At 72.2% G+C, this 19,252-nt stretch carries 13 protein-coding genes; 12 read left to right on the top strand and 1 reads right to left on the bottom strand.

The features are described from left to right. Positions 1-46 precede the first annotated feature (46 nt). The 12 genes from JMF97_RS02295 (at position 47) to JMF97_RS02240 (ending at position 17,361) form a co-directional block, all read left to right on the top strand. Positions 47-1,219 (top strand): cysteine desulfurase family protein, encoded by a 1,173-nt coding sequence (locus JMF97_RS02295; RefSeq protein WP_043719847.1) that lies wholly within the window; start codon positions 47-49, stop codon positions 1,217-1,219. A 126-nt stretch (positions 1,220-1,345) separates the two neighbouring features. Beyond that, positions 1,346-2,419 (top strand): tRNA 2-thiouridine(34) synthase MnmA, encoded by a 1,074-nt coding sequence (gene mnmA / locus JMF97_RS02290; protein WP_203219988.1) that lies wholly within the window; start codon positions 1,346-1,348, stop codon positions 2,417-2,419. A 108-nt stretch (positions 2,420-2,527) separates the two neighbouring features. Next, on the top strand, positions 2,528-3,595 hold the full coding sequence (locus JMF97_RS02285; RefSeq protein WP_203219987.1) for a uroporphyrinogen decarboxylase/cobalamine-independent methonine synthase family protein: 1,068 nt from the start codon (positions 2,528-2,530) through the stop codon (positions 3,593-3,595). Between the two features lie 36 nt (positions 3,596-3,631). Then, entirely contained in the window at positions 3,632-4,000 is a 369-nt protein-coding gene (locus JMF97_RS02280; RefSeq protein WP_203219986.1) for a VOC family protein, read from the top strand. 91 nt (positions 4,001-4,091) lie between these two features. After that, complete coding sequence (locus JMF97_RS02275) at positions 4,092-5,093, top strand: ADP-ribosylglycohydrolase family protein (RefSeq protein WP_438803737.1); 1,002 nt, start codon at positions 4,092-4,094, stop codon at positions 5,091-5,093. A gap of 149 nt (positions 5,094-5,242) precedes the next feature. Then, positions 5,243-7,378 (top strand): NAD-dependent DNA ligase LigA, encoded by a 2,136-nt coding sequence (gene ligA / locus JMF97_RS02270; RefSeq protein WP_203219984.1) that lies wholly within the window; start codon positions 5,243-5,245, stop codon positions 7,376-7,378. Between the two features lie 145 nt (positions 7,379-7,523). Beyond that, the gene (locus JMF97_RS02265) at positions 7,524-9,902 is read left to right on the top strand and encodes a putative bifunctional diguanylate cyclase/phosphodiesterase (protein WP_203219983.1); all 2,379 of its coding nucleotides are present in this window, start codon (positions 7,524-7,526) and stop codon (positions 9,900-9,902) included. A 173-nt stretch (positions 9,903-10,075) separates the two neighbouring features. Next, positions 10,076-10,381 carry an Asp-tRNA(Asn)/Glu-tRNA(Gln) amidotransferase subunit GatC gene (gene gatC, locus JMF97_RS02260; RefSeq protein WP_013732007.1) on the top strand — a complete coding sequence of 102 codons (306 nt, stop codon included), beginning with the start codon at positions 10,076-10,078 and terminating at the stop codon, positions 10,379-10,381. Positions 10,382-10,433: 52 nt separating this feature from the next. Beyond that, a complete protein-coding gene (gene gatA, locus JMF97_RS02255; protein ID WP_203219982.1) occupies positions 10,434-11,909 on the top strand; it encodes an Asp-tRNA(Asn)/Glu-tRNA(Gln) amidotransferase subunit GatA in 1,476 nt (491 codons plus the stop codon). Between the two features lie 160 nt (positions 11,910-12,069). Further along, a complete protein-coding gene (locus tag JMF97_RS02250; RefSeq protein WP_203219981.1) occupies positions 12,070-13,209 on the top strand; it encodes a putative Ig domain-containing protein in 1,140 nt (379 codons plus the stop codon). 121 nt (positions 13,210-13,330) lie between these two features. Then, the gene (gene gatB, locus JMF97_RS02245) at positions 13,331-14,830 is read left to right on the top strand and encodes an Asp-tRNA(Asn)/Glu-tRNA(Gln) amidotransferase subunit GatB (protein WP_203219980.1); all 1,500 of its coding nucleotides are present in this window, start codon (positions 13,331-13,333) and stop codon (positions 14,828-14,830) included. A gap of 173 nt (positions 14,831-15,003) precedes the next feature. Continuing rightward, the gene (locus JMF97_RS02240) at positions 15,004-17,361 is read left to right on the top strand and encodes a thiamine pyrophosphate-binding protein (protein ID WP_203219979.1); all 2,358 of its coding nucleotides are present in this window, start codon (positions 15,004-15,006) and stop codon (positions 17,359-17,361) included. Between the two features lie 273 nt (positions 17,362-17,634). On the opposite strand, the gene JMF97_RS02235 is transcribed toward JMF97_RS02240, so the two are convergent. After that, positions 17,635-19,233 (bottom strand): metallophosphoesterase family protein, encoded by a 1,599-nt coding sequence (locus JMF97_RS02235; protein ID WP_203219978.1) that lies wholly within the window; start codon positions 19,231-19,233, stop codon positions 17,635-17,637. Between the last annotated feature and the right edge of the window lie 19 nt (positions 19,234-19,252).

Here is a 19,252-nt window from a genome sequence, read left to right as displayed (position 1 = left end):
ATCCAGCCTGCGGTCGGGGCGCAAGCGGTCGTTAGGCTGAGTCGTGATGGCTTACCTGGATCATGCTGCGACGACCCCGGTGCTCGACGAGGCACTTGAGGCGTACGTCGTGGCCGCCCGCGAGGTCGGCAACGCGTCTTCCCTGCACGCGTCCGGTCGACGTGCCCGTCGGCGGGTGGAGGAGTCGCGGGAACGGGTGGCCGCCGCACTCGGTGCCCGGCCCTCCGAAGTGATCTTCACGGGTGGCGGTACGGAGAGCGACAACCTCGCGGTCAAGGGCATCTTCTGGGCCCGCCGGGACGCCGACTCCCGACGTCGCCGGGTGGTCTCCAGCGCCATCGAGCACCACGCCGTACTCGACGCGGTGGACTGGCTGGAGCGGCACGAGAACGCCGAGGTGGGCTGGCTGCCGGTCGACGAGGTCGGCCGGCTGCACCCCGACGCGCTGCGCGCCGAACTCGCCGAGCACGGCGACCAGGTGGCGTTGATCACCGCGATGTGGGCGAACAACGAGGTCGGCACCGTGCAGCGGATCGCCGACCTGGCCGCCGTCGCCGTGGAGTACGGCGTGCCGTTCCACACCGACGCCATCCAGGCGGTCGGCCAGGTACCTGTCGACTTCGCCGCCAGTGGCGTCGCCGCCCTCACCGTGACCGGGCACAAGCTCGGTGGCCCGGTCGGGGTGGGGGCGCTGGTGCTGGCCCGGGACGTGGCCGCCGTCCCGCTGCTGCACGGCGGCGGGCAGGAACGCGACGTGCGCTCCGGCACCCTGGACGCCGCCGGCATCGTCGCCTTCGCCGTCGCCGTCGAGACCGCCGTGAAAGGCCAGCAGGAGTACGCGGCCCGGGTGGCCGCGCTCCGCGACGACCTCGTGCAGCGGGTACGGCAGGCGGTGCCCGAGGTCGTCTACAACGGCGACCCCGACGACCGGCTGCCCGGTAACGCCCACTTCTCCTTCCCCGGCTGCGAGGGCGACGCCCTGCTGCTGTTGCTGGACGCCCAGGGCATCTACTGCTCGACCGGTTCGGCCTGCTCGGCGGGGGTGGCGCAGCCCTCGCACGTGCTGCTCGCGATGGGCGCCGACGACGACCGGGCCCGCTCGTCGCTGCGGTTCTCCCTCGGCCACACCAGCACCTCCGCCGACGTCGACGCCCTGATCGCGGCCCTCCCGGGGGCGGTCGAACGAGCCCGTCGCGCCGCCCAACGCAGCCCTCGCTGACGGCGAAGGAAGGGCCCCTTGTTAACGCCTCCGGTAGCGGAGGGGCCCCCTGTTAACACCGGCGTACCGAACGCCGACAGGTGCCGGCGCGGGGGATAGGCTCGACGGGAAGGGAGAGTGGTCCGGGTGAGGGTGTTGGCGGCGATGTCCGGCGGCGTGGATTCCGCCGTGGCGGCGGCGCGGGCGGTGCAGGCCGGTCACGACGTCACCGGCGTACACCTGGCTCTGGCGCGCAATCCGCAGACCTATCGCACCGGCGCGCGGGGCTGCTGCACGATGGAGGACTCCCGCGACGCGCGGCGCGCGGCCGACGTGCTCGGCATCCCGTTCTACGTCTGGGACATGGCCGACCGGTTCCACGCCGACGTGGTCGACGACTTCGTCGCCGAGTACGCGGCCGGGCGTACCCCCAACCCGTGCCTGCGCTGCAACGAGAAGATCAAGTTTGCCGCGGTGCTGGACCGGGCGGTGGCCCTCGGCTTCGACGCGGTGGTCACCGGCCATCACGCCCGGCTGGGCCCGGACGGCCTGCTGCGCCGCAGCGTCGACGAGGCCAAGGACCAGTCGTACGTGCTGGCCGTGCTCACCCGCGAGCAGTTGGACCGGTCGATGTTCCCGCTCGGCGACTCGACCAAGGCCCAGGTGCGGCAGGAGGCCGCCGAGCGTGGCCTGGCCGTGGCCGACAAGCCGGACTCGCACGACATCTGCTTCATCGCCGACGGCGACACCCGAGGTTTCCTCGCCCAGCGGCTCGGCGAGTCGCCCGGCGACGTGGTCGACGCGACCACCGGCGACGTGGTGGGCCAGCACGCCGGGGCGTACGCGTACACCATCGGGCAGCGACGTGGCCTGCACCTGGACCGACCCGCCCCGGATGGCCGACCCCGGTACGTGCTGTCCATCACGCCCAAGACCAACACGGTGACCGTCGGCCCGGTCGAGGCGCTGGAGGTGTCCACCGTCTCCGCCACCCGTCCGGTCTGGACCGGCGGCCCGCGCCCCGAGCAGCCGATCGAGTGCGAGGTGCAGCTGCGGGCGCACGGTGTCGTCGTGCCCGCCGTCGTCACCGTCGACGGTGACCGGCTGCACGCCGACCTGCGTCGGCCGGTTCGCGGGGTGGCAGCCGGCCAGGCGATCGTGGCCTACCGCCCCGACCCGGCCGGCGACATCGTCCTCGGCTCCGCCACCATCACCGACTGACCACCCTCTACCCACCGGGCCGGCGGCGGTGCCGGTGCTGCCGGGTCGGGTGGCCGGGTCTGCCGGTGGTGGCGGCCGGGGGGGTCACGACAGGGGTAGGGTGCTGCCGTGAGTGATCGGGATTGGCCTTGGCCGGTGGGCGCGGCGACCGGGATCGGTTCGCTGCCCGGCACCGACGTCGCCGAGGCGCAGCGGATCGTGCTCGGCGAACTTACCGCCCTGCCACACCTGCCCGAGTTGCCGGCCCGTGGGCCGGGTGCGGACCTGATCGGGCGCACCGCCGGCCTGCTCGTCGAGCTGCCGGTGGAGTTGTACGCCGCGCGCTGGCGGGTCGCGCCGCGACCCGGCAAGGATCTGCGTCGCGCACGTGACCTGATGGAACGCGACCTCGACCAGCTCGCCGAGCAGGCCGAGGAGTACGCCGGCACCATCAAGATCCAGGCCGGTGGCCCGCTCACCCTGGCCGCCTCGCTGGAGTTGCCGATCGGCGGCCGGATGCTGCGCGATCCCGGCGCCGTACGCGACCTGGCCGGCTCCCTCGCCGAAGGGCTGCGCGGCCACGTCGAGGCGGTGGCCCGGCGGATGCCCCGGGCCACTGTGCTGCTCCAGTTGGACGAGCCCTCGCTGCCGACGGTGCTGGCCGGTCGGGTGCCGACCGAGAGCGGCCTCGGCACGTACCGGGCCATGGAGTCGGAAACGGCCCGGGCGCTGCTGCGCGGGGTGATCGAGGCGGCGGGCGTACCGACCGTGGTGCACTGCTGCGCCTCGGACGTGCCGCTGGAGCTGATCAGGTCGACCGGTGCGGTCGCAGTGGCGCTCGACCTGAGCCGGGTGACCGAGCTGGATCCGTTGGGCGAGGCGCTGGACGCCGGCCTGGGCCTGCTGGCCGGTGCCGCGCCGACGTCACCACCACCCGTCGGCCAACCGACGCCCGGTGGCCAATCGACGTCCGGCGGCCGTCCGGCGACAGCGCCGTCGGCCGGTGGCGCGCCGACGTCGGCGCAGGTCGCCGATCGGGTACGCGGGCTCTGGGACCGGCTGGGCTTCCCCCGCGCCCAACTCGCCGAGCAGGTGGTGGTCACTCCCGCCTGCGGGCTGGCCGGGGCAACTCCGGCGTACGCCCGGGCCGTCCTGGCCGCCTGCCGGGACGCGGGTCGTCGGCTCGCCGAGGTGTGAGGTTTCCCGTCGTACCCGGTGGGCAGGATGACGGACATGATTGGACGACTCCGTTCCACTGTCATCGACTGCCCTGACCCCCGAGCCCTGGCGGGCTTCTACGCCGAGCTGCTCGGCCTGCCGCTGATGGAGGAGGACTCCGAGGGCAACGGCTGGGTGGTGCTCGGGGGCCCACTCGGCCATCAGCCCCGGTTGGCCTTCCAACGGGCACCGGACCTGCGCCCGCCGGACTGGCCCGATCCGGAACGGCCGCAACAGTTGCACCTCGACGTGACGGTCGACGACATCGAGGCGGCGGAGCGGGCGGTGCTGGCGCTGGGCGCGCGGCGACTGCCCGGCGAGGGCGACGGCTTCCGGGTCTACGCCGACCCGGTGGGTCACCCGTTCTGCCTCTGCTGGGACTGACGCACCCGGCGACCCGGCTCGACGAGCATGCAAGCCCGGGCCTCCCGGGGGTGGTGGCCCGGGCTTGCCGGCGAACGGCATGATCGCCTCCATGACCACTCCTGCGCCGGGTCGAGTCGCCGGTTCGATCTTCGGGCTCGCCTTCGGTGACGCCCTGGGCAAGCCCACCGAGTTCCTCAGCGTCACCGAGATCGACGAGCGGTACGGGCCGGCCGGCCCTCGGGACCTGGTCGGCGACCCGGTGCTGGTCACCGACGACACCCAGATGGCGCTGGCGGTGGCCTGGGCGCTGCACGACGCCCCGCAACTCACGCCCGAGGCGGTGGAACCCCTGCTGAGGCACCGCTTCCTGGCCTGGGCAGCCAGCCCGGACAACAACCGGGCACCGGGGATGACCTGTCTGCGGGCCTGCGCCGAGTTGTCCCGTGGCCTGCCGTGGCAGCAGGCCACGGTGATCGACTCGAAGGGCTGCGGGGCCAACATGCGGGTCACCCCGGTCGGGCTGCTCGACGTCGACCCGGACACCCTCGCCGGGCTGGCCCAACTTCAGGCCGGCCTCACCCACGGTCACCCGACCGGTCTGGCCGCCAGCGAGCTGACCGCGTACGCCGTCTGGTTGCTGCGGACCGGCGTCGGTCTGGCCGAGCTGCCCGGCCTGCTCGGCGAACGGGTGACCGCGCAACGGACCGTCTACCGGGCCGACTGGCTCGGCGACCTGTGGCGGCGCGCGAACGCCGCGACGCCCGAGGCGTTCATCGCCGCCGGTTGGGACGAGTGCGCTGCGGCGCTGCGTCGGCTCGACGCGGCGCTGTCCGCACCGGACGACGGCGGCGACCCGTGCCGGCTCACCGGCGAGGGCTGGATCGCCGAGGAGGCCCTGGCCACCGCCCTCTACTGCGCCGTGCGACACGCCGACGACCCGGTCGGCGCCCTCGTCCGGGGTGCCCGCACCTGCGGTGACTCCGACTCCATCGCCGCGCTCGCCGGCGCGTTCGTGGGTGCGGCCCAGGGCATGGCCGCCTGGCCGGCCGGATGGGCCGAGCGGATCGAGTACGCCGACGAACTCACCGCCCTGTCCGCAGGCCGCGACTGACCCGGCCCCGTCGACCAGCGCAGGCGGACGGGGGCGGCAGCCGGCCCGGTACCGCTCGTTGCTGCCCTGGTCGGACCGGTTGTCCCACCCGGGCGCTACCGTGCGGGGGTAGCACGATCACGGGAGGTCCGGTGGCCGAAGGCGGCAGCGTGTCCGAAGAGGCGAGCGGTCAGCCGCTCAGCGCGGAGCAGGAGGCGGCGGCGGGCGCCGAGCCGACCCCGCAGGCGCGGGAACGCCACGCCACCCTCAGTCAGGAGCTGACCGAGCATCAGTACCGCTACTACGTGCTCGACGCGCCGACCGTCTCCGACGCCGAGTTCGACCGGCAGCTGCGCGAGCTGACCGCGTTGGAGGAGGAGTTCCCCGCCCTGCGGACGCCGGACTCACCTACCCAACGCGTCGGCGGCACCTTCTCCACCGACTTCACCCCGGTCGCGCACGCCGAACGGATGATGTCGCTGGACAATGCCTTCGCCGACGAGGAGCTGGCGGCCTGGGCGGAACGGGTCGAGCGGGACGCCGGTGGGCCGGTGCCCTACCTGTGCGAGCTGAAGGTCGACGGGCTGGCGATCAACCTCACCTACCAGGGTGGGCGGCTGATCCGGGCGGCGACCCGCGGGGACGGGCGCACCGGCGAGGACGTCACGGCCAACGTGCGCAGCATTCGGGACGTGCCCAGCCGGCTGACCGACTCGGCCGAGTACGGCCCGGTCCCCGAGTTCATCGAGGTGCGCGGCGAGATCTACTTCCCGGTCGAGGCGTTCGCCGACCTCAACGCCGGTCTGGTCGAGCAGGGCAAGGCACCGTTCGCGAATCCGCGTAACGCGGCCGCGGGCAGCCTGCGGCAGAAGGATCCCCGGATCACCGCGTCCCGGCCGTTGCGCCTGGTGGTGCACGGCATCGGGGCCCGCAAGGGCTTCCAGCCGAGCACCCAGTCCGAGTCGTACTCGGCGCTGAAGGCGTGGGGTCTGCCGACAAGTGACCGCTGGCGGGTGCTGCCGGATCTGGCCGGTGTCCGCGACTACATCGCCCACTACGCCGCGCATCGGCACGACGTCGAGCACGAGATCGACGGTGTGGTCGTCAAGGTCGATCCGGTGCCGATCCAGGGACGACTCGGCTCGACCAGTCGGGCACCCCGTTGGGCGATCGCCTTCAAGTACCCCCCGGAAGAGGTCAACACCAAGCTCCTCGACATCGAGGTCGAGGTCGGCCGCACCGGCCGGGTCACCCCCCGCGCCCTGCTCGAACCGGTGAAGGTGGCCGGCTCCACGGTGGCGTACGCGACCCTGCACAACGCCCGCGAGGTGGAGCGCAAGGGGGTGCTGATCGGCGACACGGTGGTGATCCGCAAGGCCGGCGACGTCATTCCCGAGGTGCTCGGCCCGGTGGTCGATCTGCGCCCGCCGGACGCCCGGCCGTTCGTCATGCCCACCACCTGCCCGGCCTGCGGCACCCCGCTGGCCCCGGCCAAGGAGGGCGACGTCGACATCCGCTGCCCGAATTCGCGCAGCTGCCCCGCGCAGTTGCGCGAGCGGGTGTTCCACCTGGCCGGGCGCGGCGCGTTCGACATCGAGGCGCTCGGCTACAAGAGCGGCGCCGCCCTGCTCGACGCGCAGATCATCACCGACGAGGGCGACCTGTTCGCGCTCGACGCCGAGCAGTTGGCCCGGTCGCCGTTCTTCGTCAACAAGGACGGCAGCCTCGGCAGCAACGCGACCAAGCTGCTCGACAACCTCGCCGTGGCCAAGGAACGTGACCTGTGGCGGGTGCTGGTGGCGCTCTCCATCCGGCACGTCGGGCCGACCGCCGCGCAGGCCCTGGCCCGGCACTTCCGCTCGATCGAGGCGATCGACAACGCCTCCGAGGAGGAGCTGTCCTCCGTCGACGGGGTCGGCCCGACCATCGCCGCCAGCATCCGCGAGTGGTTCGCCGTCGACTGGCACCGCGAGGTGGTCCGCAAATGGGCCGAGGCGGGCGTACGGATGGCCGAGGAGGCGGTCACCGAGGGCCCGCGCCCGCTGGAGGGCCTCACCGTGGTGGTCACCGGCACCCTCAGTGGATACTCCCGCGACCAGGCCGCCGAGGCGATCCAGTCGCGTGGCGGCAAGGTCTCCGGCTCGGTCTCGAAGAAGACCGGCTTCGTGGTGGTCGGTGACAACCCGGGGTCCAAGGCGGACAAGGCCGCCACCCTGAAGGTGCCCATCCTCGACGAGGAAGGGTTCCAGGTGTTGCTCGACGCGGGGGTCGAGGCGGCCCGCGAGGTGGCCCGCGTCGACGAGTAAGCCCTCCGGGCACCCGCGGCGGATACCAACTTAGTCACGACTACGACCGATTCGTGACTGTCGCGGAGGGAAAACCCCTGCCAGGGGCGTTTCATTGGGTCACGGCACGTGAGAGCACGTGCCGAGTCCCGTACCGGGAGGTGTGATGGAGCCGCCCGACCCGCGCAACCTGGTCCCGCCCGGACGGGCGGCGCAGTTCACCGCCTTCGTGGCCGGTGTGCTCGCGGTGGCCGTGCTGGTCTCGGCCGGCGCGCTGGCGTCCCTGGCCACGACGCTGGACGCGCTGCCGGTGGCGTTCTGGACGATGGCGGTGCTCGCGGTGGCCTGCGACGCGCGCCCGTTCGTGGCGCCCGGTCAGCGACAGACCTCGGCGGTCTACCCGTCGAGCTGCTTCACCTTCGCGATCCTGCTCGGCTGGGGGCTCGGCCCCGCCGTCGCCGTCCAGGCGGTGGCCGTGCTGGTGTCCGGGGTCCGGATGGGCCACGCGCCGTGGCGTACCGCCTTCAACGCGGCCCAGTACGCATGTTCGCTGGCCGCCGCGTACGGGGTCAGTCGGCTCGGGCCCGGTGCCGCGTTCGACGGCGGGCCCCTGAGCTGGGCGGACGTCGCGGCGATCGGTGGCGCCGGGGTCGCCTGGTTCCTGGTCAACTACGGCCTGGTCACCGCCGCCGTACGGCTGCGGTTCGGCGAGCGGTGGTGGCCGAACGCCTGGCGGGGCCTGCCGTTCGAGTTGCTCTCCACCGGCTCCCTGCTGCTGCTCGCCCCGATCCTGATGGCCGCTGCCCGGGCCAGCGCGGCCCTGGTCCCGCTGGTGCTGGTGCCGCTGTTCGCGGTGTACCGGATGGCGCGGCTCACCGTCGAGCAGCGCCAACTCGCCGCGCTCGACCCGCTCACCGGTCTGCCCAACCGCAAGGCGCTGCTGGCCGAGGTGAACGAGCAGGTGCACCGGCACGCCGAGCGCGCCGCACGGGGTGAGCCGGACGCCCACCTGGCTCTGCTCCTGATCGACCTGGACCGGTTCAAGAACGTCAACGACGCGCTGGGGCACGCGGTGGGCGATCGGCTGCTGGTCGAGGTGAGCGCCCGGCTGACCGGCGTGGTCGAACCGCCGGATCTGGTCGCCCGGCTCGGCGGCGACGAGTTCGCCATCGTGATGACCGGCCTGACCGAGGTCGGGCAGGCACGGGCCTTCGCCGATCAGGTGGTGCGGGTGCTGGCCGAGCCGGTGCCGCTGGACGGGCTGCCACTGGATGTCGGTGGCTCCATCGGGATCGCCCTCTATCCCGATCACGGCGAGGACTTCGCCACCCTGATGCGGCACGCCGACGTGGCGATGTACGACGCGAAGCACCGCAACGACACCGTCGCCGTCTACACGGCCGAGTCCGACCACAACTCCGCCGAGCGACTCGGCCTGCTGGCCGACCTGCGTCGGGTGCTGGAGGGGGGACCGGCGGGCCAGCCGCGCGCAGCGGAGGCCACGCCCCCGGTACGCGGTGGGGACGGCGCGAGCATGACCGTTGCCGCACCGGTGGACGGGCGTACCGGCCAGCGCTGGTGGAGTCGACGTCGCCGCCGGCTGCCGACCGGGGTGCACGACGACGAGCTGATCAACCAGATCGTGACCGCCGCGGACCCGATCCTGCGCCGCAGCCTCCAGCCCACCCCGCCGGCACCTCACGACGGCGAGGTGTGGGCCAGGCCCATGGATCCGGACGACTCCGCCGAGCCGGCCCCGGATGCCGGCGAGATCATGCTCTACTACCAGCCGCAGGTCGAGATCGCCACCGGCGAGGTGGTCGGCGTGGAGGCGTTGCTGCGGTGGCGTCATCCCCGTCGGGGGATGGTCGACCCGGAGGAGCTGATCCGGGTCGCCGAGCAGAGCGCGGTGATGCGGCTGCTCACCCGCCGGGTCGTCGACGATGTGGTGGAGCAGCTCGCGAAGTGGTCGGCGGCCGGCGTCAGCCTGCGGGCGGCCCTCAACGTCAGCGTGCGGGACCTGCACACCGGCGAGATCGCCGAGCAGATCGCCGACCGGCTGACCCGCTACGGCGTGGCCCCCGAGCGGCTGCAACTGGAGATCACCGAAGGCGCGTTGATGGCCGACCCGCGTCGGGTGCTGGCCACCATCACCCAGCTGCACCGCATCGGCGTGGGTATCGCGTTGGACGACTTCGGCACCGGCTACTCGTCCCTGCAACATCTGCGTCGGCTGCCGCTGTCGGAGGTGAAGGTCGACAGGTCCTTCGTCCTCGGCATGGTCGACGACAGCGACGACGCGGCGATCGTACGGTCGACCATCGAGCTGGCCAAGGCGCTGGGGCTGCGGGTGGTGGCCGAGGGGGTGGAGGACGAGCGGACCTGGCGGATGCTGCACGCGGCGGGCTGCGACGCCGCCCAGGGCTGGTTCTACGCCCGGCCGATGCCGGCCGAGGAACTGGTCGCCTGGCTGGCCCGCTACCGCCCGGTGCGCCCGCTCGCCACCTCCGACGAAGCGGAACTGCCCCGCCGACACCCCCGCTGACCCGCGGACACCGCCGTTGATCCGCGAGGGCCGATCCGGGGGTGCGGAGCGGTGTCCGGGGAGCCGCCAGCGCCCGGTCGGGCACGGAACAATAGACTCGCTGGGCGTCACCACGGGTCGTAGCGACTCCGGTGGGCGCAGGCAGACGCAGGACAGCCATGAAGGGGGCACCGATGGCCGCCATCTCCCGCGAGGAGGTCGCGCACCTGGCGCGACTGTCGCGGCTCGCCGTCACGGAGGAGGAACTCGACACCTTCGCCGGCCAGCTCGACGTGATCCTCCAGGCGGTAGCCCAGGTCGGTGAGGTCGCCGCCGCCGACATCCCACCGACCTCGCACTCGGTGCCGCTGACCAACGTGTTCCGCGAGGACGTCGTGACGCCGTGCCTGACCCCGCAGGAGGCGCTGTCGGGTGCACCCGACGCGGAGGAGCAGCGGTTCCGCGTACCGCGGATCCTGGACGAGGATGTGGCATCGTGAGCGAGCGGATCATCGTGCTCGGTGACGGCACGGGTCGAAGCGGAGTGGCGGCATGAGTGACCTGACGAAGTTGAGCGCCGTCGAGATCGCCGGCCTGGTCGCCTCGGGGCAGACCTCCGCCGTCGAGGTGACCCAGGCGCACCTCGATCGGATCGCCGCCGTCGACGGGCAGATCAACGCCTTCCTGCACGTCGACAGCGAGGGCGCGCTGGCCGCCGCCCGTGAGGTGGACGCCCAGCGGGCCGCCGGTGCGCAGTTGGGCCCGCTGGCCGGGGTGCCGGTCGCGGTCAAGGACGTGCTGACCACCAAGGGTGTGCCGACCACCGTCGGATCGAAGATCCTGGAGGGCTGGCGTCCGCCGTACGACTCGACGATCGTGCAGCGGCTGCAGGCCGCCGGCACGGTGATGCTCGGCAAGACGAACATGGACGAGTTCGCGATGGGCTCCTCCACGGAATACTCCGCGTACGGGCCGACCCGCAACCCGTGGGACACCGACCGCATTCCGGGCGGTTCCGGTGGTGGCAGCGCCGCCGCGCTCGCCGCGTACGAGGCGCCGCTGGCGATCGGCTCGGACACCGGTGGCTCGATCCGCCAGCCGGGTGCGGTCACCGGCACCGTCGGCGCCAAGCCGACGTACGGCGGCACCTCCCGCTACGGCCTGGTGGCGTTCTCCTCCTCGCTGGACACCCCCGGCCCCTGCGCGCGTACGGTGCTCGACGCCGCGCTGCTGCACGAGGCCATCGGCGGGCACGACCCGCGCGACTCGACCTCGATCGCCGCGCCGGTGCCGGACGTGGTGGCGGCGGCGAAGCTCGGTGCCACCGGTGACTTGAGCGGCGTGCGGCTGGGCATCGTCACCGAGTTCGCCGGCGAGGGCGCCGAGCCGGGCGTGATGGCCGCCTTCCACGAGGCTGTCGACGCGCTGACCAAGCTCGGCGCGGAGATCGTCGAGGTCTCCTGCCCGCACTTCAAGTACGCGCTGCCGGCGTACTACCTGATCGCGCCGAGCGAGTGCTCCTCCAACCTGGCCCGCTTCGACGGGGTCCGGTTCGGGCTGCGGGTCGGCGACGACGGCAACCGGTCGCTGGAGGAGGTCATGTCGCTGACCCGGGAGGCCGGCTTCGGCCCCGAGGTCAAGCGACGCATCATGATCGGCACGTACGCGCTCTCCTCGGGCTACTACGACGCCTACTACGGGCAGGCCCAGAAGGTCCGTACGCTGATCACCCGCGACTTCACCGCCGCGTTCGAGCAGGTCGACGCGCTGATCTCGCCGACCACCCCGTTCGTGGCGTTCCCGCTCGGTGCGCGCACCTCCGACCCGTACCAGATGTACCTGGCCGACCTGTTCACCATCCCGACCAACCTGTACGGCGGTCCGGGCATCTCGGTGCCGTGCGGTCTGGCCGACGGGCTGCCGGTCGGCCTCCAGGTGATGGCCCCGACCATGGCCGACGACCGGATGTACCGGGTCGCCGCCGCCCTGGAGAGCGCCGTCGGCACGCTCACCCCACCGACGCTGTGATCGATCGTGCGCAGGCGGCCCACCGCCGCCTGCGCACGACACGCTGGTCACCGTTCGGGTAATTGTCCGTCATCAAGCTTCCTGATTGGATGGCTACGAGTCGGCTGGACCGGCTGGTCGCTGGCGAACGCGAGCCGTTCTGATCAGACCTGGATGTGCGATGAAGACACTGCGCCCGGTCATGGCCCTGACGATGGTGCTCGCGTTGCTGCTGGGTATCGCACCCCCTGCCGCAGCGGCGGCTGTCACCATCACCTCGGGCGCGCCCCGGTCGCCGATGTATCTGGGTCAGGTGTACGCGATTCACACGGTCGAGGCGACGGGTGGCACCGAGCCGTACCGGTTGTCGGTGAGTGCGGGGAGCCTGCCGCCGGGCATGCTGGTGGTCGGTAACTCGCTCGGGGGTTCGCCGAACACGGCGGGCACCTACACCTTCACCCTGCGGATGACCGACGCGGCCGACCAGTTCGCCGAGCAGACGGCCACGATCGAGGTACGCGAACCCACGATCGAGATCACCTCGGGCGCGCCCCGCACGCCGATGTACCTGGGTCAGGTGTACGCGATCCACACGGTCGAGGCGACGGGTGGCACCGAGCCGTACCGGTTGTCGGTGAGTGCGGGGAGCCTGCCGCCGGGCATGCTGGTGGTCGGTAACTCGCTCGGGGGTTCACCGACCACGGTGGGCACCTACCCCGCCACGCTGCGGATGACCGACAAGAACGACTTCTTCGGCGAGCAGGAGATCAGCATCGTGGTCGCCGAGGCCGCGACCGCCTTCACCTCCGGCAACCCGCCCTCCGGCAGGGTCGGACAGCCGTACTCGTTCCGGTTCACCGCCAGCGGTGACGACGACATCACCTTCGCCCTGGCCGCCGGCACCCTGCCTACCGGGCTCACCCTCGCCACGGACGGCCGACTCAGCGGCACCCCGAACAGCGCCGGCACGTTCGACTTCATGGTCCGGGCGGCGGGCGCCAAGACCAGCGCCACCGCCGAGGTGGAGTTGGTCGTCGCCGCCGCCGCGACGGCGACCCCCACGGCGACCCCGACCGCTCCGAGCGCCACACCGACCGCGCCCACGGCCACGCCGACCCCGGTCGACCCGACCCCGACACTGTCGGAGAGCCCTGCCGCGCCGGTCCCGTCGCCGTCGAAGACGAGCGGGGCGTGGCTGCCGGTCACCGGCTCGAACTCGACACTCGTGCTGCTGTTGCTGAGCGTCCTGGCGTTCTCCATCGGCGGGATCCTGCTCGTGCTGACCGTCAACCGTCATCGGCGCTTCCGCACCCCCGAGTGACACGCGGTCCGGCACCTGGGTGACGCCCCGCCGAGGCGGGCCGGGTCGAGCGGTTAGGCTTGGCGGCGTTGTGTCCGGATGCCGCCGTGGGCCGGCTACCGCCTGCAAAGCTGGAGTTCTCATGACCACGACGCTGCCCGCGTACGACGAGGTCGTCGCGCGATTCGAGCCGGTGATCGGCCTGGAGACCCACGTCGAGCTGGGCACGAACACCAAGATGTGGTGCGGCTGCCCGACCGACTTCGGCGGCGAGCCGAACACCCGGGTCTGCCCGGTCTGCCTCGGTCTGCCCGGCTCGCTGCCGGTGGCGAACAAGGCCGCCATCGAGGCGACCATCCGGATCGGCCTGGCGCTGAACTGTTCGATCGCGCAGTGGTGCCGGTTCGCCCGGAAGAACTACTTCTACCCGGACATGCCGAAGAACTTCCAGATCAGCCAGTACGACGAGCCGCTCTGCTTCGACGGCTACCTGGACGTCGAGGTCAACGGCGAGCTGGTGCGCATCGGCATCGAGCGGGTGCACCTGGAGGAGGACACCGGCAAGACGCTGCACGTCGGCGGCGCCACCGGTCGCATCCACGGCGCCACCGAGTCGCTCGTCGACTACAACCGGGCCGGCATTCCGCTTGTCGAGATCGTCACCAAGCCGATCCCCGGCACCGGTGCGCTCGCCCCCGAGGTGGCCCGCGCGTACGTCACCGAGCTGCGTGACGTGATCCGCTCGCTGGGCGTCTCCGACGTACGCATGGAGGAAGGTTCGCTGCGGTGTGACGTCAACACGTCGCTGAACCGGCCCGGCGAGGAGTGGGGCACCCGCACCGAGACCAAGAACGTCAACTCGCTGCGCTCGGTCGAGCGGGCCGTCCGCTCGGAGATGCTGCGCCAGGCGTCCGTACTGGAGGCCGGTGGTCGGATCACCCAGGAGACCCGGCACTTCCACGAGGACACCGGGGACACCACCCCGGGCCGGTCCAAGGAGACCGCCACCGACTACCGCTACTTCCCGGAGCCGGATCTGGTGCCCATCGCGCCCGACCCGGCCTGGGTTGCCGAGCTGAAGGCCGCCCTGCCGGAGCTGCCCCGGCTGCACCGCCGTCGCCTCCAGGAGGCGTGGGGACTGTCGGATGCGGACATGCAGTCGGTGCTCAACGCCGGTGCCGTCGAGCTGATCGAGCAGACGGTCGCCGCCGGTGCCTCGCCGGCCGCCGCCCGCAAGTGGTGGCTGGGTGAGCTGTCCCGGCGGGCCAACGAGACGGGTGTCGAGCTGGCCGACATCGGGGCCACCCCGGCGCAGGTCGCCGAGCTGCAGAGCCTGGTCGACGCCGGCAAGCTCAACGACAAGCTGGCCCGTACGGTGCTGGAGGGTGTGGTCGCCGGTGAGGGTTCGCCCACCGAGATCATGACGGCCCGGGGCCTGGAGGTCGTCTCCGACACCAGCGCCCTGACCGCCGCCGTGGACGAGGCGATCGCCGCCAACCCGGACATCGCCGACAAGATCCGCAGCGGCAAGGTGGCCGCCGCCGGCGCCCTGGTCGGCGCGGTCATGAAGACCACCCGTGGCCAGGCCGACGCCAAAACCGTCCGCGACCTGATCCTCTCCCGCCTGACCCCCACCCCCTAACCCCACCCCACCCCCACCCCACCCCCACCCCACCCCCACCCCCACCCCACCCCACCGCGTTGATCATGAGGTTGGCGGCAGGTTGAAGATCGACCACTGCCGCCAACCTCATGATCAACAGGCTGTGGAGCCCCAGGAGGGCGTCAATGGTGACGTCTGGATGGAGTTCAGCCATGAACCAGCGCGACATCGATGTTCTCGACGAGATCCAGCGGCGGGTGTTGTGGCTGGCTACCCGGATCGTGGATGCGGCCAATCGGGAGCGGGTGACCGGGGACGGGGTCAAGGTCGGCGGGCATCAGGCATCGAGTGCGTCGCTGGTCAGCGCGATGACGGCGTTGTGGTTCGCGCATCTGGATGGCGAGGATCGGGTCGCGGTCAAGCCGCACGCCTCTCCGGTTTTCCATGCCATTCAGTACCTGCTGGGCAACCTGGACCGGTCCTACCTGACTCGGCTGCGGGCTCGGGGTGGTCTCCAGTCGTACCCGTCGCGGACGAAGGACCCGGACGGGGTGGACTTCTCCACCGGGTCGGTCGGCCTGGGGGCGGCCGCGCCGCTGTTCGCCGCGGTGACCCGCCGGTACGTCGACGCGCACTTCGGTGCCCGCCCCCACTCGCGGTTCGTCGCGTTGATCGGTGACGCCGAACTGGACGAGGGCAACATCTGGGAGGCGGTCGCCGACCCGGCCACCACCGGACTCGGCAACGTGATGTGGGTGGTCGACTTCAACCGGCAGTCCCTGGACCGGGTGGTGCCGGGCGTACGCATCGACCAGTGGCGCGGGCAGTTCGAAGCGGCCGGCTGGCACGTGGTCGAGGTCAAGTACGGCCGCAAGCTGGCCGAGGCGTACGCCCAGCCCGGTGGCGAGGCGCTGCGCAACTGGATCGACGCGATGCCCAACGAGCAGTACCAGTCGCTGTTCGGGCTGACCGGGCCCGCGCTGCGCAAGCAGTTCCTCGACGGCGCGCCCGACGCGGTGGCCACGTTCGTCGCGGACATCCCCGACGACCGGTTGGGCCCGCTCGTCACCGACCTGGGCGGGCACGACCTGGCGGCGCTGCTCGACGCGTACGCCCAGTGCGACGCGGTGACCGACCGGCCGAGCGTGGTGTTCGCGTACACGGTCAAGGGTCGGGGTCTGCCGATCGCCGGCAATCCGCGCAACCATTCCGCGCTGCTCACCGGCGACCAGGTCGACGCCCTGCGGGCCGCGCACGGCCTGACCCCCGACACCGAGTGGGACCGCCTCGACCCGGCCTCGCCCGCGGGCATCCGGGCCGGGCAGCGTCGGGAGGCGCTGTCCCGCGCGCCCCGCCAGCGGGCGCTGGAGGTCACCGTCCCGCAGACCACGAAGGTACGCGCCACGAAGCCGATCTCCACCCAGGAGGTATTCGGGCGGGTACTCGTCGACCTGGCCCGTGACCCGCAGGTGGGCAGGTACCTGGTCACCACCGCGCCGGACGTGGCGACGTCGACCAACCTGGCCGGGTTCATCAACAAGACCGGGGTGTTCGCGCCGACCGCCCAGCGGTCCTGGTCGGAAGACCGGATGCTGCGCTGGACGGAGAGCCCTGACGGGCAGCACATCGAACTGGGCATCTCCGAGATGAACCTGTTCCTGCTGCTCGGCCAGCTCGGCCTGGCCTGGGACCTGTCCGGGCAGCCGCTGCTGCCGGTCGGCACCGTGTACGACCCGTTCGTGCTGCGCGGGCTGGACGCCTTCCTGTACGGCACCTACTCCGGCTCCCGGTTCGTGGTCGCGGGCACCCCGTCGGGCATCACCCTCGCTCCGGAGGGTGGCGCCCACCAGTCCACGATCACCGCGAGCGTGGGCCTGGAACTGCCCGGCGTGACCTTCGTCGAACCGGCGTACGCGACAAGCCTGGACTGGTTGCTCTGCGCCGCGCTCGGGCAGATCGCCGGCCCGGACCAGCCCGCGGCGACCGCGGCACCGGCCGAGGACGGGGCGTACTACTTCCGGCTCAGCACCCGACCGGTGGACCAGGCACCCTTCGAGGCGGCCCGGGCCCGGCTCGGCGACGCGGTGCTGCGGCGGCAGGTGCTCGCCGGGGCGTACCGGCTGGTCGACGCCCACCAGGCGTACCCGCACCTGGCCGGGGCCCCGACGGTGCAGCTGGCCGCGTCGGGCGCGGTACTGCCCGAGGTGCTGACCGCCGCGGCGGAACTGGCCGAGGAGGGGGTCGCCGCCCACGTCGTGGACGTCACCAGCCTCGACCGGCTCTACCGGGCCTGGCAGCGCACCCTACGCCAGGGCGTACGCACCGCCACCGTGCCCAGCGTGCCCGGCGCCCTGCGTTCGGCCTTCGCCGACCGGGTGCCGGTGGTCACCGTGCACGACGCCGCCTCGCACGCGATGGCCTGGCTCGGCTCGGCCCTGGCCGCCCCCGCGGTGCCGCTCGGAGTGGACGAGTTCGGCCAGTCCGGCAGCGTCGAGGAGCTCTACGACCTGCACGACCTGCTCCCCGGCAGCATCGTCAACGCCGCCCTGGCCGCCCTCTCCCTCCACTAGCCACCCCACCCCACCCCACCCCACGTCACACCCCCACCCGCGCCGCCTCACCGCGCTGCCTCACCGCGCACGCTCGCTGCGCCTGCCTCAGCGCGTACCCTCGCTGCGCCGCGCGCCCTTCCGCGTCGATCTTGCACTTTTGGTCGCCGAAATGCCTGGTTAGGCATGGTTTGCGGCGACCAAAAGTGCAAGATCGCGGAGGTTGGGGCGGGGTGGACGGGCGTGACGGAGCGTGACGGGGTGCGGGGGTCCGGTGGGGTGGGGAGGGTGGGGTTAGCGGGTGGGGGTGGGGGTTGGGGTGGTGGGGGGTGGGGTGGTGAGGGGGGTGGGTGGGGGGTTGATGACGGTGCGTTCGAGGTTGACCTGGGCCTGGCCGGTGCCGCCGACGGTGATGGTGTCGTACGCCTGGAGCTGCTTCTCCTGGTCGAAGTAGAGCACCGTCATGGTCAGCGGGGTGGGCTCCTCGCCTTCGAGGCCGCGCAGGCCGGCACCGCCGGTGGAGCCCTGCACCATCAGGGTGGTGGGCTGCTGACCGGGGACCTCCGGCAGTTGGTCGATCTGCCGGCGGTGGATGTGGCCGGCGAGCACGAGCGGGGTCGTGCCGGAGAGCGGGGTGGCGATGACCGGGTCGTGCACCAGGGCGATGTTCACCGGCGTGGGCGCGCTGCGGATCGTGGCGGCGAGTTTCTCGCCCGTGGCGGCGAGCTCGTCGGCGGTGGGCGGGATGAGGCCGCCGGCGGCCGGTGAGGTGCTCTTGTCCGGGGTGAAGCGGGGGTCGCCGATGCCGGCGATGGTGAGCCCGGCGACAGTGGTGGTCGCGTTGTCCAGCACGATCGCGTTCGGCTGGCGGGCCACCGCCGCGGACGTACGCCCCGAGTCGTGGTTGCCCCGGATGTAGACGTACGGCTTGCGGAGCAGGCTGATCGAGCCGACGTAGGACGCCTCCGGTTCGCTGCCCCAGTCGGTGATGTCGCCGGTGTCGATGATCACGTCGATGCCGAACTGCTCCACCACGGTGCGGATGAGCTGCCAGGCGGTCGGGTTGAGGTGCATGTCGGAGATGTGCAGCACGCGGGTGGTGCCCGGGTCCTGCTCGTACACGGGCAGCGCCGACACGGTGGTGTAGAGCTGGGTGACGTTGCCGATGAGGCGCTGGAGCTGCTCGGCGTACCGGGTGTAGTCGTTGGCGATCTTGCGTACGTCACCGACGATCGCGGGTGCGTTGACCAGCAGCCCTTCGTACGTCGGCTCCTCGATCGCCTGCGGTCGGATCGTGGTCGCCGCGGTGCCCAGGCTGCCCGCGGTGATCAGCAGCGCCAGTGTGCCGGCCCAGGCGGCCCGGCGGGTGTTGCGGAAGACCAGCAGGGCCAGCAGCACGGTGGCCAGCACGGTGGCACCGAGCGTACGCAGCCCGAGCCGCAGCACCCCGTCATGGACCTCGTCGACCGCCGACTGGGTGGCCCGGTTCAGGCTCGCCGGGTCGTCCAGCAGCGCCTCGACCCGACTCTGGTCCAGCGCGCCCAGCTCGACGGTCAGCTGGGTCGGCCCGTCGTGGCTGTTGAGCAGGAGCGCCCCCAGCGGGGGGATCTTGACGGTGGTACCACCGTCGACGGACGGCGAAAGGGACAGCTTGGCCCGGAACGGGCCGATGTCCGTGCCGACCTGCCCGCCGGCCAGGGTGCCGAGCAGCACACCGGCCAGGGTGACGACCAGCACGGCCAGGGCGACCCCGACCCGGCGTACGCCGGTGAGCCGCCCGGGGCGGCGCGGCGCGGCACCGGGCCGTCGTAGTGACGGAAAGCGGCGCGGACGGCGGGCCGGCGTATCGGCCTGTCGGCCGTGCTCCGGCTGCTCGTGTTCCTGATCGCCCATGGTGAGATTCTGACCTGCC

The organism is Micromonospora fiedleri, assembly GCF_016774385.1.
GTDB classification, from domain to species: Bacteria; Actinomycetota; Actinomycetes; order Mycobacteriales; family Micromonosporaceae; genus Micromonospora; species Micromonospora gifhornensis.
The sequence above is the reverse complement of the archived record's forward strand: the minus strand, read 5'-3'. Positions and strand labels throughout refer to the sequence as shown.

What these genes read in the sequence shown, in the direction of transcription:
- JMF97_RS02295 (WP_043719847.1), top strand. Translation starts at nt 47, where the DNA reads ATGGCTTACCTGGATCATGCTGCGACGACCCCGGTGCTCGACGAGGCA.
- JMF97_RS02280 (WP_203219986.1), top strand. Translation starts at nt 3,632, where the DNA reads ATGATTGGACGACTCCGTTCCACTGTCATCGACTGCCCTGACCCCCGA.
- JMF97_RS02275 (WP_438803737.1), top strand. Translation starts at nt 4,092, where the DNA reads ATGACCACTCCTGCGCCGGGTCGAGTCGCCGGTTCGATCTTCGGGCTC.
- JMF97_RS02265 (WP_203219983.1), top strand. Translation starts at nt 7,524, where the DNA reads ATGGAGCCGCCCGACCCGCGCAACCTGGTCCCGCCCGGACGGGCGGCG.
- gatC (WP_013732007.1), top strand. Translation starts at nt 10,076, where the DNA reads ATGGCCGCCATCTCCCGCGAGGAGGTCGCGCACCTGGCGCGACTGTCG.
- gatA (WP_203219982.1), top strand. Translation starts at nt 10,434, where the DNA reads ATGAGTGACCTGACGAAGTTGAGCGCCGTCGAGATCGCCGGCCTGGTC.
- JMF97_RS02250 (WP_203219981.1), top strand. Translation starts at nt 12,070, where the DNA reads ATGAAGACACTGCGCCCGGTCATGGCCCTGACGATGGTGCTCGCGTTG.
- gatB (WP_203219980.1), top strand. Translation starts at nt 13,331, where the DNA reads ATGACCACGACGCTGCCCGCGTACGACGAGGTCGTCGCGCGATTCGAG.
- JMF97_RS02240 (WP_203219979.1), top strand. Translation starts at nt 15,004, where the DNA reads ATGAACCAGCGCGACATCGATGTTCTCGACGAGATCCAGCGGCGGGTG.
- JMF97_RS02235 (WP_203219978.1), bottom strand. Translation starts at nt 19,233, where the DNA reads ATGGGCGATCAGGAACACGAGCAGCCGGAGCACGGCCGACAGGCCGAT.